Origin of the sequence: Sphingobacterium corticibacter, from assembly GCF_003076635.1 — a bacterium.
Taxonomy (GTDB): Bacteria; Bacteroidota; Bacteroidia; order Sphingobacteriales; family Sphingobacteriaceae; genus Sphingobacterium; species Sphingobacterium corticibacter.
Window position 1 is genome coordinate 56,917 of record NZ_QDKG01000007.1, and the last position, 14,961, is coordinate 71,877.

14 protein-coding genes and 3 tRNA genes are annotated in these 14,961 nt (G+C 42.0%); 14 read left to right on the forward strand and 3 right to left on the reverse strand.

Features of this window, described 5'->3' with window-relative positions; genetic code table 11:
- Positions 1-3: 3 nt before the first annotated feature.
- The 8 genes from DC487_RS15470 (at position 4) to DC487_RS15505 (ending at position 8,581) form a co-directional block, all read left to right on the forward strand.
- Positions 4-2,097 (forward strand): peptidylprolyl isomerase, encoded by a 2,094-nt coding sequence (locus DC487_RS15470; RefSeq protein ID WP_239016403.1) that lies wholly within the window; start codon positions 4-6, stop codon positions 2,095-2,097.
- A 67-nt stretch (positions 2,098-2,164) separates the two neighbouring features.
- Positions 2,165-2,680, forward strand: coding sequence for a DUF2480 family protein (locus DC487_RS15475; RefSeq protein WP_116776881.1), 516 nt, complete (start codon positions 2,165-2,167; stop codon positions 2,678-2,680).
- 30 nt (positions 2,681-2,710) lie between these two features.
- Positions 2,711-3,499, forward strand: a complete 789-nt coding sequence (locus DC487_RS15480; protein ID WP_116776882.1) for a DUF3108 domain-containing protein — start codon at positions 2,711-2,713, stop codon at positions 3,497-3,499.
- A 7-nt stretch (positions 3,500-3,506) separates the two neighbouring features.
- On the forward strand, positions 3,507-4,073 hold the full coding sequence (locus tag DC487_RS15485; protein WP_116776883.1) for a DUF3109 family protein: 567 nt from the start codon (positions 3,507-3,509) through the stop codon (positions 4,071-4,073).
- Positions 4,074-4,139: 66 nt separating this feature from the next.
- A complete protein-coding gene (locus DC487_RS15490; protein WP_116776884.1) occupies positions 4,140-5,111 on the forward strand; it encodes a polyprenyl synthetase family protein in 972 nt (323 codons plus the stop codon).
- A 2-nt stretch (positions 5,112-5,113) separates the two neighbouring features.
- On the forward strand, positions 5,114-6,178 hold the full coding sequence (locus tag DC487_RS15495) for a TerC/Alx family metal homeostasis membrane protein (RefSeq protein WP_116776885.1): 1,065 nt from the start codon (positions 5,114-5,116) through the stop codon (positions 6,176-6,178).
- A 63-nt stretch (positions 6,179-6,241) separates the two neighbouring features.
- Positions 6,242-7,426 (forward strand): C1 family peptidase, encoded by a 1,185-nt coding sequence (locus DC487_RS15500; protein WP_116776886.1) that lies wholly within the window; start codon positions 6,242-6,244, stop codon positions 7,424-7,426.
- A 249-nt stretch (positions 7,427-7,675) separates the two neighbouring features.
- The gene (locus DC487_RS15505) at positions 7,676-8,581 is read left to right on the forward strand and encodes a hypothetical protein (RefSeq protein WP_133228660.1); all 906 of its coding nucleotides are present in this window, start codon (positions 7,676-7,678) and stop codon (positions 8,579-8,581) included.
- 23 nt (positions 8,582-8,604) lie between these two features.
- Here the strand turns inward: DC487_RS15505 and DC487_RS15510 are convergent, their stop codons facing one another.
- Together DC487_RS15510 and DC487_RS15515 are read right to left on the reverse strand one after the other, a co-directional pair.
- Positions 8,605-9,297, reverse strand: a complete 693-nt coding sequence (locus tag DC487_RS15510; RefSeq protein ID WP_116776888.1) for a CPBP family intramembrane glutamic endopeptidase — start codon at positions 9,295-9,297, stop codon at positions 8,605-8,607.
- 32 nt (positions 9,298-9,329) lie between these two features.
- Positions 9,330-9,572, reverse strand: coding sequence for a hypothetical protein (locus tag DC487_RS15515; protein ID WP_133228664.1), 243 nt, complete (start codon positions 9,570-9,572; stop codon positions 9,330-9,332).
- Positions 9,573-9,720: 148 nt separating this feature from the next.
- Between DC487_RS15515 and DC487_RS15520 the strand changes: the two genes are divergently transcribed.
- Entirely contained in the window at positions 9,721-10,047 is a 327-nt protein-coding gene (locus DC487_RS15520) for a winged helix-turn-helix transcriptional regulator (protein WP_116776890.1), read from the forward strand.
- 61 nt (positions 10,048-10,108) lie between these two features.
- Here the strand turns inward: DC487_RS15520 and DC487_RS15525 are convergent, their stop codons facing one another.
- Positions 10,109-12,262 carry a prolyl oligopeptidase family serine peptidase gene (locus tag DC487_RS15525; protein ID WP_116776891.1) on the reverse strand — a complete coding sequence of 718 codons (2,154 nt, stop codon included), beginning with the start codon at positions 12,260-12,262 and terminating at the stop codon, positions 10,109-10,111.
- A gap of 67 nt (positions 12,263-12,329) precedes the next feature.
- On the opposite strand from DC487_RS15525, the gene DC487_RS15530 reads away from it, so the two are divergent.
- The 5 genes from DC487_RS15530 (at position 12,330) to DC487_RS15550 (ending at position 14,712) form a co-directional block, all read left to right on the forward strand.
- On the forward strand, positions 12,330-13,082 hold the full coding sequence (locus DC487_RS15530; protein ID WP_116776892.1) for a UDP-2,3-diacylglucosamine diphosphatase: 753 nt from the start codon (positions 12,330-12,332) through the stop codon (positions 13,080-13,082).
- Positions 13,083-13,247: 165 nt separating this feature from the next.
- The gene (prfA, locus tag DC487_RS15535; protein ID WP_116776893.1) at positions 13,248-14,321 is read left to right on the forward strand and encodes a peptide chain release factor 1; all 1,074 of its coding nucleotides are present in this window, start codon (positions 13,248-13,250) and stop codon (positions 14,319-14,321) included.
- Between the two features lie 73 nt (positions 14,322-14,394).
- Positions 14,395-14,468 (forward strand) — tRNA-Asp (locus DC487_RS15540).
- A 65-nt stretch (positions 14,469-14,533) separates the two neighbouring features.
- Positions 14,534-14,610, forward strand: a tRNA-Asp gene (locus DC487_RS15545).
- 25 nt (positions 14,611-14,635) lie between these two features.
- A tRNA-Asp gene (locus tag DC487_RS15550) sits at positions 14,636-14,712 on the forward strand.
- Positions 14,713-14,961 lie beyond the last annotated feature (249 nt).

Below are 14,961 nucleotides of genomic sequence, written 5' to 3' on the forward strand. Positions count from 1 at the left end.
TTAATGAGCTATTTACGAAGCCGCGCAGGCTTAGTGATATTCGTTATTGGATTAGCAATTGTAGCATTTTTGTTAGGTGACGTCATCAATTATGGGACACCATTTTGGATGAAGAGCCAAAACGAAGTCGGCAGTGTAAATGGAGAAGGTATCGATTACCAAACCTTCAACGTGCAGGTAGATCAGGCAGTAGCTGGTTTTCAGCAGCAAATGGGTGGCGGTAGCTCTCCACAAATGCGTAGCTATGCCGTACAACAAGTATGGAATCAGTATATCTCTGAAGAATTACTAAAACAAGAAATCGAGAAAATCGGCATTACCGTCGGTAAAGATGAATTGAACAGTTTGGTGTTTGGCGAAAATCCATCCCTGCAAATCATACAGCAATTCACCAACCCACAAACCGGCCAATTTGACAAAAATCAAGTGGCTATGGTAAGTAGCGAAGCGAAAAACAATCCTGAGTTAGCGGCTCAATGGGAAGCTTTGCTTGAAGGTATTCGTGCGCAACGCTTGAATGAAAAATACTCAAATCTGGTGTCGAACAGCATTTATACGACAGCGCTAGAAGCAGAACAAGAACATAGCTCTCGCAATAAAATTGCGAACTTCAAATATGTGATGTTGGATTACGCTTCTGTAAAAGATGCAGAAATCAAATTATCAGATAGCGACTACAAAGAATACTACGATAAAAGAAAGAAATCATTCCGTAACACGGAAGAGGTTCGCTCATTAGAGTATATCACTTTCGATGCTAGACCAACAGCAGCGGATACAGCGATGATCATTTCTGAAATCAATCAGTTAAAATCAGATTTGCAAAACTCCACTACAGAAGAGCAATTTGTAGCAAGCACTTCTGAGACTAAATATCCAGTTCGTTATTACAGCCGCAACCAGCTAAATCCTGCATTAGATTCAGTTGTGTTCAACGCTGCTAGTGGTACTGTAGTTGGTCCATTCTTGAGTGGAAATGTTTACGAAATCGCTAAAGTATTGGATACTAAATTTAGCCCTGATTCGGTAGAAGCAAGTCACATCTTGTTAAATCCAGTAGCTGAAGGTGGCGTAGAAAAAGCAAAAGTAAAAGCAGACTCTATCAAGCAATTGATTCAGCGTGGCGAGAGCATTGCTGGTTTAGCCGTTGAATTTAGTGTGGACGAAGGCAGTAAAGTAAATGGCGGAAGTCTAGGTACATTCACACGTGGCCGTATGGTGCCTGCTTTTGAAGAAGCAGCATTTAGTGGCAAAGCAGGTGATGTAGTTGTCGTCGAATCAGACTTTGGTGTACACGTTATCAAAATCGAGCGCCAAGTTGGTAATTCTAAGATCGCAAAAACAGCGATTATTGATAAAGCAATTGTAGCAGGTCGTGCCACACAAGATGCTGCTTATGCAAAAGCTAATGCCTTCTACTCCGAAGCGGATAAGAAAAATTTTAAGGAAGTAGCGAGCAAGCACGGCTTGACTGTAGAAACTTCTCCGCGCACACTTGCAATGGATGGTTCATTAAACGGAACTGAAGTACCGCGCGAGTTGTTGCGTTGGGCATTCGGCGCTAATAAAGATGAAATTTCGGATAAAGTATACGAATCTGATAGCCACTACATTGTTGCTCGTGTAACTGGTATTCAAGAAAAAGGTATTCAGCCACTAGAAGCCGTAAAAAGCGAAATTGAACCTGCAGTTCGCAACATGGTAAAAGCTAGAATGCTCAAAGAGAAAATGAACAATGCTATTAGCGGTTCGTCATCTATCGATCAGATTGCACAAAAAGTCAGTAAAAACGTACAAACAGTAGAAAACGTCGTATTTGCTAATCCAGTAATTCCTGGTATTGCATTGGAGAATGCTGTAGTTGGTACCGTATTCGGCTTGCAACCTAACAAACCCTCGGCAGCAATCGAAGGTAACCAAGGCGTATACGCAGTACAAGTAATTGGCTTCGTAAATCCAAAAGCATTGTCGGGAGATGACTTGAACAAGCAACAACGTCAGATGATGACCACGAATACGCAACGCGCTTGGGGTGGTATCTTTAGAGCACTACAAGACAATGCGAAGATTGATGACAATCGCATTAGATTCTATTAGGATATAATAACTAGATTTGTAGCTGGGCATATAGTAAATATGTCCAGCTTTTTTTATTTTTAAGCACATGGAGATACAAGAAACTATCGTAAATAAGGTCGCACAGAGCGGTTTGATGACCGTAGATCTTGCGAACTTCGCCCCGCAACAGGATATCGTGATCTACGATATTAAAGACAACCTCTTTCATGGGTTAATCTTGAAAGAAAAAGATTTCCGCGATTTCATTAAAAACAACGATTGGTCGATCTATGCAGATAAGCACGTCGGTATTATCTGTTCTACCGATGCGATTGTACCTACATGGGCCTATATGCTTTTATCCACCAAGCTTTCGCCTATAGCGGCATCAGTAAATTTTGGGGATACCGATGTGGTACGCGGCAATCTATTTCGTGATTTGCTTGCCAACCTAGATTATACTAAATACGAAGATCAGCGTGTTGTAGTAAAAGGGTGTGGCGATATTCCAATTCCAACTGAGGCATTCGTCACGTTTACTGGAAAATTGACGCAGATTGCTAAAAGTGTGATGTATGGTGAGCCGTGTTCTACCGTCCCAGTCTTCAAACGAAAATCTTAAACCATACTGTTATCAGCAGGTCTAAAAGCTATGAGAAAGACGTTAGCCACATTTGTTTTAACCTGCTTGATAGCTTCGCTGTCAATAGCGCAGCAATTGCCGTATCTACCTGAATCAACATTTCAAGGTGGCGAAAAATTGCGATATAAATTGAAGTATGGCATTCTAAGCGCAGCTTCCGCATATCTGCAGGTGAGCGATTCAAACTTAAAATTTGGTCCAGATCCTACCTTTCGCTTGTTTGCTAGTGGAGCGACGTCGGGTGCTTTCTCTTTATACACCGTCAAAAACAAATACGAGTCGTATATCAACAAGCGAACCTATCTACCCTATTTGTATGTTGAAAATATTCAAGAAGGTAGTTACAGCAGAGAAGAGTACGCATCCTTCGATCATAAAAACCATACCGTCACAGGCAAAAAAGGCACTTTTAAAAGTAATGAACCGCAGTTTTTTGACTTAGTATCGGCCTATTACTTTGCACGTAATCTTGACTTTTCAAAGCTCAAGAAAGGAGATAAATTTGCTTTAAACTATTTCTTGAGTAGCGGTATTTCCGAGCTGAGCGTAGAATACATTGGCGTCGAGAAGATAAAAACTTCACTCGGTACGTTAGAATGTATCAAGTTAAGTCCAGAGATATCCCCTGGTCGTATTTTCAAAAAGGATAGTAAACTGTATCTTTGGGTCACAAATGATGGAAACAGAATCCCGGTGAAAGCCCATGTAGAGATTCTGATCGGATCTGTGACGTTAGAATTGGTAAGTGCCGAGGGTTTAAAATACAAATTGGGACAGCGCGCCAGCTATTCAAAATAATAAGACCATGATTGAAGTAGGTAATGTCCTCGTAAATGAAGATGTGATCAATAACGACTTCGTTTGCAACCTTAACAAGTGCAAAGGAATCTGTTGTGTAGAAGGTGATTCGGGTGCGCCCCTGCTCGCCCGTGAAGTAGACATTCTAAAAGAAATATACCCAAAAGTACGGCCGTACATGACCGAAAAAGGCATTGAAGCCGTAGAACAGCAAGGCACACATGTCGTGGACATGGATGGTGATCTTACTACAACCTGCGTAGACGGCAATAAAGAATGTGCTTATGTGATGTGGGAAAATGGTATGACCAAATGTGCCATTGAGAAAGCCCACGAAGAAGGTATCGTCGATTGGAAAAAACCCGTTTCTTGCCACTTATATCCTATTCGCACCACCCATTATCCATCATTTGATGTCTTAAATTACGACCGATGGTCCATCTGTAGCGATGCTTGCACCTTCGGTCAGGAACTGGGTGTGCCGGTATACAAATTTCTGAAAGATCCACTCATCAGAGTATATGGTGAAGCATGGTACGAAGAGTTGGAAAATGCGGTGAAGCCTAACGTATAATTTTTAGTATTTTTACCGTAGAACTGTAACCGTTGAACAATAATTATTCGGTTTTATAACCTATTCATGCTAACACTTGACGTAATACAAGAACCCATTGCTGAACATTTAAAACGCTTTGAAAAAACATTCAAAGCATCGATGCAAAGTTCAGTACCATTATTGAATCGGGTTACTCAATATATCCTCAAAAGAAAAGGAAAACAAATGCGACCTATGTTCGTTTTCCTATCTGCAGGACTCACAGGAAATATCACAGAATCCACGTATCGAGGAGCATCCTTAGTAGAGTTATTACACACCGCATCTTTGGTACACGATGATGTGGTCGATGATGCCTACGAACGACGCGGATTCTTCTCAGTAAATGCCTTATGGAAAAACAAAGTAGCCGTTTTAGTGGGCGATTTCTTGTTGTCAAAAGGTATGTCATTATCGGTAAAACATGATGAACTCAATCTGCTCAAGATCATGTCGGATGCCGTAGAGGAAATGAGCGAAGGTGAGTTGCTACAAATTGAGAAAGCGCGCAAGCTGGACATCAAAGAGCCGATCTATTTTGAGATTATACGCAAGAAAACAGCTTCGCTGATTGCATCTTGTTGTGCCTGCGGTGCCTCTTCTGCTGGTGCTTCTGAAGAAACAATTAAAAGATTGCATCTATTTGGCGAAAAGGTCGGAATCGCATTTCAAATTAAAGACGATCTCTTTGATTTTGGGGTAGACGATGTGGGCAAACCGGTTGGCAATGATGTGAAGGAGAAGAAAATGACGCTTCCTTTGATATTGGCTTTGCAAGAAACGGATTCTAAGGAGAAAAGAAGGATTATCAACTTGGTGAAAAACCACAATGAAGATCGTGCAAAGATTGCCGAGGTGCTTGAATTTGTACGCAGCAGCAATGGTTTGGAGATGGCCACAGAGCGAATGCTACAGTATCAACAAGAAGCCTTTGATATCTTAGCAGAATTTCCAGATAGTGTCTACAAAACTGGGCTGGAGCAATTAGTGCGATACACGACAGAACGTAATAAATAACTATGAGCCACGAATTGCTGTTTTTTGGAGGATTTATACTTTTTATCATCCTCATGTTAGCTATTGATCTAGGTTTGTTTGCCAAAGGCAACAAACCAATCAGCTTAAAATCTGCCACCATCATGAGCTTGGTGTGGATCTCTTTCGCATTAGGTTTTGGTCTCATTCTCTATTTCTGGGGGCACGAACTGCATAGCATCGTCGATATGGCGACACTGAAAGACGTGGTTCATCGGCATTCGCACAATATCGAAATCATAGAAAATAGCTTTGATGCCAGTATTGCGATATACAATCGCAACCTAAGCTTAGAATACCTCACTGGATATGTAGTAGAGTATGCGCTCTCGGTTGATAATATCTTTGTGATGGTATTGCTGTTCTCCTCCTTTGGCATTCCTGAAAAATATTACCACAAAATCTTAGTGTGGGGCATTATTGGGGCGATCTTATTGCGTTGTATCTTCATTTTTATTGGTGCAGCATTGATCGCTAAGTTCGGCTGGATTCTTTATCTGTTCGGGGCATTTTTAGTCTACACGGGCGTGATGATGTACATCAAGCGCAATGAGGAAGAGGAAGTAGACCCTAAAGGACATCCCGTCGTAAAGTTTGCCTCCAAATACTTCAAGGTAACGCACGAAACAGAAAGTGGCAACTTCTTCGACATCAAAAATGGGGTGCGCTACATGACACCATTATTTTTGGTCTTATTGGTTATCGAGTTCACCGATTTGATCTTCGCCGTAGATTCTATTCCTGCTATCTTCTCCGTCACACAAGATCCATACATTGTATTCTTCTCCAATATCTTCGCGGTATTAGGTTTGCGTTCCATGTTCTTCCTATTGGTCAATATCATTCACAAGTTTCATTACCTCAAGGTTGGATTGGCCTTCTTACTGGTATTTATTGGTGTAAAGATGTTGCTACACGATTGGTTGCACAGCTGGGGATTCGAAACGGTTCACTCCTTGATCATTATCATTGGCATATTGGCTATCAGCATCATAGCTTCGCTGATGTTTCCGAAGAAGGTAGAAGGTGATCCGATGAGCAGGCCGTAATAGCTGTTTATAGTTTCGTTCATAATGTATAAATTCGTGCTGATTACTAAACACGACTAAACCATGAACGTAAACAAATCGATTGTACTGTCGCTAGGTCTATTTATAGGCACGTTAGGCGTACAGGCACAAGACAATCTGATCAATTCTATCAAAGGCAACGCTAGCGATAACAGCAAAGCTGCTTTTCAATTTACCGATGTCATTAATCTGGAGAATACGCCAATCAGAGACCAAGGATCTACAGGCACCTGCTGGTCTTACTCCGGAAATTCGTTTTTGGAGTCGGAAATGATCCGTATGGGCAAAGCACCCGTAGAGATTTCGCAAATCTATACTGCACGCCAAACTTACATAGAGAAAGCAAAGAACTATGTAAGACTACATGGCGACCAAGCCCAAGGTGAAGGTGGCCAAGTGCATGACGTATTGACGATTTTTAAAAAGTACGGCGCTGTTCCTAAGGAAGTATATAGTGGTTTGCAAGAAGGTCAGACACGGAACAACTTTGGTGAAATGACACCGATTTTGCACAACATGACCGAGAATGTGGCAAAGTCTAAAAAACCGAATCCAAACTGGCTTCAAGCATATACTGGCGTATTGGATGCATACTTAGGCAAAGTTCCTGAAAACTTCAGCTACCAAGGTAAAAACTACACGCCTCGCACTTTCGCCGATCAGGTTATTGGTATCAAACCGGCAGATTATGTGGCGATCTCTTCTTTTGAGGCTTATCCTTACTATGAGTCTTTCGTGTTATTGATTCCTGACAACTGGTCTTTCGAAAGTTTCCACAATGTACAGATCAACGATTTGACAGATATCATCGATCAAGCGCTGAGCAAAGGTTTTACCGTAGCCTGGGCAACGGATGTATCGGAAAAGAGTTTTAGCTGGCGCAATGGCGTGGCGTACGTACCTGAGAAAGCAGTAGAGTTGATGAGTGCTGCGGAGCAAGCAGAAATGTTTAACGGTCCTAAAGCAGAACCAACCATCACTCCAGCGCAGCGGCAAGCAGCATTTGACGATTACTCTACGACAGATGATCACGGTATGCACATCGTCGGTACGGCGAAAGATCAAAATGGTAAAGAATATTATACCGTGAAAAACTCTTGGGGCGAGTCTAACGACTACAAAGGGTATATGTATGTAACCAAAGAATTTGTGCGCTATAAAACCATTTCTTTGCTGCTTCACAAGGATGGCATTGCCAATGCGATGAAAAAGAAACTGAGTATCTAAGTATTTTATACTACAGCAGATTCAACAGAGAAAGGGCGAGGTAGGATCACTACCTCGCCCTTTCTCTGTACATACCATTCACCTAAAAGAAATTAATTTTATTTTTAAGATCTATTTTACTATATTACGACAAGCGTATAACCTACGACTAACCTGAATCGCTCATCGCTTTTCATTCATAGCATGGGTCGAAGAATAACCAATAATATTATGTACTACCAAACAGTATCTGTATTAGAAACCCATTTTATGAAAACAATTAGTTTATTTTTTTTTCTGCTTTTTGCTTTGCAGCATATGTTTGCACAAAACTATGTAGATGTAGCAAAAGTATCGTATTCTTCTACTCAGATTAACTACCAAGGACAGAGTGCTAGTTCGCGTATGAATGCATTCGACGCGATGTTTCTTTCGCCATTGCAGATTGCGCCCTCCGCTCACTTATTATTGGGAGGAGATTTCAATCTCCGAAGTTTGGAGTTGAACAACAATGCCACTGATCACACTTTTTACAATGCGATGCTAAGACTTGGAGTATCAAAAGTTTTCAACCCAAAGTGGAACGGTTACATTGCTGCTTTACCAAAATTTGCTTCAGATTACGACAGTAATTTTGGATCTTCCTTGATGCTCGGTGGCTTAGCGATGTTGAAACGGGTCAGAAGTGAAAATCTGACTTGGAAAGTCGGTCTCTATGGCTCACAAGAAGCCTATGGTTTTTTTGGAACACCTATTTTAGGAATCTTCTACCGCACTCCAGATGAAAAGCTAACAATTGATGCCTCACTACCACTATGGGCAGACGCTAATTATGCATTAAATAATAAAAAGACGACCAGTGTAGGCTTAGATTTCATAGCGATACGTAGAAGTTTCTTTATGGGCCGCGATAACGCAGATCAACGCTACGTAGAGAATAACGAAATCAGTTTTACGCCCTATTTTCAATATGCAGCGTTAGAGTCTAAGCTATTGCTACGATTGAAAGCAGGTTACTCTGCCACTGACTTTGGTCTCTATTCGGCAAACGACAACAAGATGACGGCTATTTCTGCTATAAACATCAACGACGACCGCACACGGCTTAATCAAGATATTAAAGGTGGATTACAAGTAAAAATCGAAGCGACTATCCGACTTGGAGTTAAAAGATAATGTAAAATCTATAGAAAAATCGGTTAAAAAGTCACACTTTGATGCTTTTTCAGCCCATTCTTCTTTTTCACAACCAGCAATGTTATCCACACAATCAGCAAGACCGCAATAATGATCAAGTTCGCCATGGTCAGTTTCCCAAAAAAATTATTGAGTGAATGAAACGCTGCAACGGCCAGCAGGGAGTTTGTCGCATTGGCAACTTTTCCTATACCCCAGCTTCCTAGTACCAATATTCCAAAAAACATCAGATTCGAACTCGTAAACTCAAAGTTGAGATGCCACAAAAACCACAAGGGCGCTACTAAAAGGACATTTACAAACTCTGGAAGTGGTTTCAGTTCGCGTTGCAAGAATCCACGCCAACCTATTTCCTCCAACAATCCATATACTAGAATGGTAAAAACGGCATATCCCGAAAGAGTGCCTTTGATATAATATTCAACTGCTAAAATTAAAATAATGGGAAACACCCAAAACAATAAAGCGGGAAAGATAAGCTTGCTATAATTCCCTTGTAAAGTTAGTTGCATCTTGATGCCGAATAACGCAAATACGGAAAAAGCCCCAACCGCAGGTCCTGCTCCTTGCAGCACCGCTTTTAGAAAATCATGGTGTACGCCGTCTAAGATTGCAGTCTTATTAGTCAGGTAGCGCAAAGCAACTGCTATCATGAAAAAGACAATAATAGCTAGATAATTAACTTTATTTTTCACGAGGTGAGGTATTAAGATGTGATTTGTTGATTTTATGACACTCTCGACTTGATCTCTTTGTTAAGATTACCAACCTGAATCATTAGAAGACCAATTTGCGTCACACCACCACATGCCACCGCGATTAAAGCATAGTTCTTTTGTTTTATGGCGAGATAAATTAATGTTACACTGGCCACTAGCATGACCACCGCAAAGCCTAAAAGAACACCTGTGGTTTTTTTCTTCTTCTGGATCAATTCTTCTAGGCTATAATCCTTCAATTTTTTACTCATTCTTATCTGGTTAATTAGGGTTTGATTGGTATCAGATAGCAAACAGACGGATAGAAATTTAGCGATCACATCGAATCGATGTCTGCAAATAGATACCTTTGCACAAAGGTCTATTTTATTCATCAACATTGCAATAAGTCAGAAATTTATGACCACACCTATTGAAGTCGTCGACAAAAAGCCCTGCCCCGCAAGTCAGTTGCTCAAATCCCTGTCTGGAAAATGGAAACCTGAACTATTTCGATTGTCCCTAACATCGAATTTAAGATTCAGCACCTTGTTGCATCAACTTCCGCAAGCCAGCAAGCAATCAATCTCTGCCGCGCTTCGCGATTTACAAGCCGACGGACTATTGGATCGTATTGTCTTACAAGAAAAACCGTTGCATGTGGAATATCAGCTTACTGACAAAGGAAAATCACTCGCGCCAGCGCTGACTCAGATAGAAAGTTTGGTGTTGGAGGGGGCGAGATAAAAAAGGTTTGAATGATAGCTCATTCAAACCTTTTCATATTTAAGATACCTACGATACGACCTTACTTCATCTCTTTGAAAGGCAAATTCATATTCTGGAACATAAATGCCCATTTGTCTACTTGCTCAGCAATCACCATTTCGGTTGACTTTCCGGCGCCATGTCCGGCCTTAGTTGCAATACGAATTAAGACAGGATTATCACCTGTATGGTACTCTTGTAAACGCGCGGCAAACTTAAATGAATGCGCAGGCACCACACGATCATCATGATCGGCCGTCATCACCATCGTAGCCGGATAAGCCGTATTCGCCTTCAAGGCGTGGTAAGGTGAATATTTGTATAAGTAAGAAAACATCTCTTCGCTATCTTCTGCTGTACCATAATCAAAGGCCCAACCTGCACCAGCCGTGAATTTGTTGTAACGCAACATATCTAATACGCCCACAGCTGGGAAAGCCACTTTGAACAATTCTGGACGCTGCGTCATCGCCGCACCAACCAACAAGCCACCGTTAGAACCGCCTGCAATCGCTAAACGTTCTGATGAAGTAAATTTCTCGTTGACCAAGTATTCTGCTGCCGCAATAAAATCATCAAACACATTTTGCTTTTGCAATTTCGTACCGGCCAAATGCCATTTCTCCCCATATTCACCACCGCCGCGCAAGTTAGCTACGGCAAATACTCCTCCTTGTTCCAATAATAGAATATTGCTCGTGCTGAATGAAGGCGTTAGGCTAATATTGAAACCGCCATATCCATACAATAAGGTTGGATTAGTACCATCTAGCTTCAATCCTTTTTTGTGCGTGATGATCATTGGCACTTTCGTGCCATCTTTCGAAGTATAGAAAACCTGCTTCGATTCATATTTATCCGCATCGAATAATACACCCGAGCGTCTGTACTCTTCCGATTTGCCTGCTTCGATATCGTACTTGAAGATCGTTCCCGGATCTACATATGATGTAAAAGAATAATACAAGGTCTTGTCATCCCGTTTTGCTCCAAAACCGCCTGCTGTTCCTACACCTGGTAGATCGATTTCTCTTTCCAGCTTTCCGCTGCGATCAAACTGCTTAACCAATGACGTTGCATCTTTCAAATAGTTGGCAAAGATCTTTCCGCCACCAGTAGACGGTTGCAACACTTGCTCTGTTTCTGGAATCACATCTACCCAAGCAGCTGTTCCCGGATTAGCGAAGTCAACAGACACCACACGACCATTTGGTGCGTCTAGTTCCGTGTAGAGAAAGAGCTTTGTGCCGTCGTTATCGATCACCGAATGATTCTTTTCCATATTGTCCACGATCGGCACAAACTTCGCCGCTGGATCTGTCAGATCTTTAATGTACAAAGCATTGCCCGACGTGGTGTTAGCAGCACTGGCAATCAAGAAACGATCGTCTTCCGACACACCGCCAGAAATATAGCGACGAGGAAAGGTCGATCCACCCAAGATCAGCTCATCATCCGCCTGCGGCGTATTCAATTTATGGAAGAACAACTTGTGTTGATCCGTCATCGCAGAAAGCGCTGATCCATCTTTTGGTTTGTCGTAGCTGCTGTAGTAGAATCCTTCATTGCCACGCCAAGATAAGCCTGAGAATTTGACATTGATTAAGGTATCGCCTACTACCGATTTATCGGATGCATTCAATACAATCACTTTACGCCAATCCGATCCACCTTCCGAGATTTGGTAAGCGACCAAAGAACCATCTTTGCTAAAGCTCACGCCCGCCAATGAAGTCGTGCCATCTTCCGAGAATTTGTTCGGATCCAAAAACACTTCTTCCTTGTCCTTCTCGCCTTTTTTGCGGTACAGTACGTACTGATTTTGCAATCCGTCGTTTTTATAGAAATACGTAAAATCTCCTTCTTCAAAAGGCGCCGTTACCTTTTCAAAATCCCACAATTTCTGCAAACGCTCGCGCATGGCTTCGCGAAATGGAATCTGACTCAAGTAATCATTGGTCACTTCATTTTCGGCGATCACCCAAGCTTTCGTCTTGTCCGACAAATCATCCTCTAACCAACGATACGGATCTTCTACCGTCGTACCAAAGTATACATCTTGCTGACCCACTTTCTCCGTTTGTGGATAGGGCTTCAAAGCAATGCTTTCTGCTGGCTCAATTTCTTTGGATTCATTACAAGCTACGAATGCCAAGGAAACGACAACATAACCAAATCTTTTATTTACTATCATATTTTAGCTGTTTGTGCGAAAAAATAAATATACTAACATAATATAAAAATTAGGTAATTTCGTTGATATGTCCACGAAAACCACGGTGTATTTTGCCTCAGACTTCCATTTAGGAGCCTATCCTCTCTCGGCATCCAAGCTTCGGGAAAAACGCATTGTCTCTTGGCTTGACCATATCAAACAAGACGCAAAAGCGCTTTATTTGATGGGCGACATCTTCGATTTCTGGTTTGAATACAAGACCGTGGTTCCCAAAGGTTACATTCGTTTTCTGGGCAAACTAGCCGAATTGGCCGACTTAGGCATCCCGATCACCTTCTTCAAAGGCAACCATGATATGTGGATGTTTGGTTACCTAAAAGAAGAATTGAACGCAACCATCATCGACAATGAACAGGTGATAGAATTAGATGGAAAACGTTTTTACTTGCATCATGGCGATGGGTTAGGACCGGGAGACCGGAAATATAAATTCCTCAAGAAAATATTTCGCAGTCCACTTTGTCAGTGGTTGTTTGCGCGCTTGCATCCAAACTTGGGGATCGGCATTGCGACGTTATGGTCCAAGCAAAGTCGATTGGCCAGTGGCGAGAATGATGGATTTTTGGGTGAAGACAAAGAATGGCTATATCAATACGCGTCTTCACTAGAAAAGACCGATCATCATGATTACTACATCTTTGGCCATCGTCATCTTCCTTACGATTTACCCATCGGAAATCAGAGTCGGATCATCAATTTGGGCGAATGGGTGAATTATGAAACCTACGTCACATGGGATGGTCAGCAGTTGACTTTACACAACTGGAAAGCTCATTAAGGCTGCGAAGATCGTCGCTCCATTATTCGGCCTTTAATATCTATGACCACTCCTTAAAGCAAAGTTTTTTAAGTACTTTTGTGCACTTATTACAATAATGCGGCAGGATTGTGCAGCTCACATTTCGTTGGATGACATTAGCACATTATTTAGTAAACATTCATTATGTTAGAGAAATTACAAGCAATAAAAGAACGCTGGGAAAGTGTTGAGGCCGAACTTAGCAATCCAGATACAATTAGCGACATGAAACGTTTCGCTAAGTTGAATAAAGAATACAAAGATCTTTCGAAGATCGTAGAGCAATACCACATCTACAAAAACATCGTTAGCAATATCGAAACCAATAAGGATATATTGGCCAACGAGAAAGATCAGGAGCTTCGTGAGATGGCCAAGGAGGAAATGGACACCTTACTAACTCAAAAAGAAGAGAAAGAGGAAGAAATTCGTCTGATGTTGATCCCGAAAGATCCAGAAGATGGTAAAAATGCGATCATCGAGATTCGTGGTGGTAGTGGTGGCGATGAGGCAGCACTTTTCGCTGGCGATTTGTACCGTATGTACACGCGCTATTTTGAAACCAAAGGCTGGCGCAATGAAGTAATGGACGTTACTGAAGGTACTTCGGGCGGATACAAAGAGGTGATCCTAAAAGTAATCGGCGAAGATGTATACGGACAGTTGAAATATGAATCGGGTGTGCATCGTGTACAACGTGTGCCCGATACCGAGACACAAGGACGTGTACACACATCTGCGGCATCCGTAGCGGTTTTGCCAGAAGCCGAAGAGGTGGATGTGGAAATCAATCCCGGCGACATTGAAATGCAAACCTCCCGTTCGGGTGGTGCTGGTGGACAAAACGTCAACAAAGTTGAAACGAAAGTGCAGTTGACACACAAACCATCTGGCATTGTGGTCGTTTGTCAAGTAGAGCGTTCGCAATTGGCCAACCGTGAGCTGGCGATGGAGATGCTCCGCAACAAATTGTACGAATTGGAAGTACAAAAGAAACATGGTGATGTAGCGGCCAAAAGAAAAACAATGGTATCTACGGGAGACCGTTCGGCCAAAATCCGTACATACAACTATCCGCAAGGACGAGTTACTGAACATCGCATCGGCCTGACTATGTACAACTTGCCTGCCGTAATGGATGGTGCTATTCAAGATATTATCGATGCATTGCAATTTGCGGAGAATGCAGAAAAGATGAAGGAAGGCACTGTAGAGTAGCTTTTTTGAAAAAAGTACTAGCGGATATGGAAATAAACACTATATTTGCACACCTTCTAAAAAGAGGGGAAATGGTCTGGTAGTTCAGCTGGTTAGAATACATGCCTGTCACGCATGGGGTCGCGGGTTCGAGTCCCGTCCAGACCGCAAAAAAGGAAGATAATTCCGAAACGTTCTTTTAAAAACAACAATTAAAAAGTCTTGAGAATACTGGTCTGGTAGTTCAGCTGGTTAGAATACATGCCTGTCACGCATGGGGTCGCGGGTTCGAGTCCCGTCCAGACCGCCATTATTCTCAAGTACTTTTATTTTTAGGTCTGGTAGTTCAGCTGGTTAGAATACATGCCTGTCACGCATGGGGTCGCGGGTTCGAGTCCCGTCCAGACCGCCAACTGTAAAAGGTCTTCGTCTCTCAAGATGAAGACCTTTTTTTGTTTAGCGATCTTATTGGAAAGTTGAGAAAGGGATTGATAGAGTTTAGGAAGTTGATAACTTAGATTGCTTCAGCCTTCGTACCTCGGCTTCGCAACGACGTCCTCAATCGAAGCGACAAAACAAATAGCAAAAATTAACGTTTTAAGTTACAAAGGAATAGATCTAACCATAAAGTGCAATGTGGCACTATCCATCAAAAAATGGG

Coding starts and splice junctions, on each gene's coding strand:
- DC487_RS15470 (WP_239016403.1), top strand. CDS start 4: ATGAGCTATTTACGAAGCCGCGCAGGCTTAGTGATATTCGTTATTGGA.
- DC487_RS15475 (WP_116776881.1), top strand. CDS start 2,165: ATGGAGATACAAGAAACTATCGTAAATAAGGTCGCACAGAGCGGTTTG.
- DC487_RS15480 (WP_116776882.1), top strand. CDS start 2,711: ATGAGAAAGACGTTAGCCACATTTGTTTTAACCTGCTTGATAGCTTCG.
- DC487_RS15485 (WP_116776883.1), top strand. CDS start 3,507: ATGATTGAAGTAGGTAATGTCCTCGTAAATGAAGATGTGATCAATAAC.
- DC487_RS15490 (WP_116776884.1), top strand. CDS start 4,140: ATGCTAACACTTGACGTAATACAAGAACCCATTGCTGAACATTTAAAA.
- DC487_RS15495 (WP_116776885.1), top strand. CDS start 5,114: ATGAGCCACGAATTGCTGTTTTTTGGAGGATTTATACTTTTTATCATC.
- DC487_RS15500 (WP_116776886.1), top strand. CDS start 6,242: ATGAACGTAAACAAATCGATTGTACTGTCGCTAGGTCTATTTATAGGC.
- DC487_RS15505 (WP_133228660.1), top strand. CDS start 7,676: ATGAAAACAATTAGTTTATTTTTTTTTCTGCTTTTTGCTTTGCAGCAT.
- DC487_RS15515 (WP_133228664.1), bottom strand. CDS start 9,572: ATGAGTAAAAAATTGAAGGATTATAGCCTAGAAGAATTGATCCAGAAG.
- DC487_RS15520 (WP_116776890.1), top strand. CDS start 9,721: ATGACCACACCTATTGAAGTCGTCGACAAAAAGCCCTGCCCCGCAAGT.
- DC487_RS15525 (WP_116776891.1), bottom strand. CDS start 12,262: ATGATAGTAAATAAAAGATTTGGTTATGTTGTCGTTTCCTTGGCATTC.
- DC487_RS15530 (WP_116776892.1), top strand. CDS start 12,330: ATGTCCACGAAAACCACGGTGTATTTTGCCTCAGACTTCCATTTAGGA.
- prfA (WP_116776893.1), top strand. CDS start 13,248: ATGTTAGAGAAATTACAAGCAATAAAAGAACGCTGGGAAAGTGTTGAG.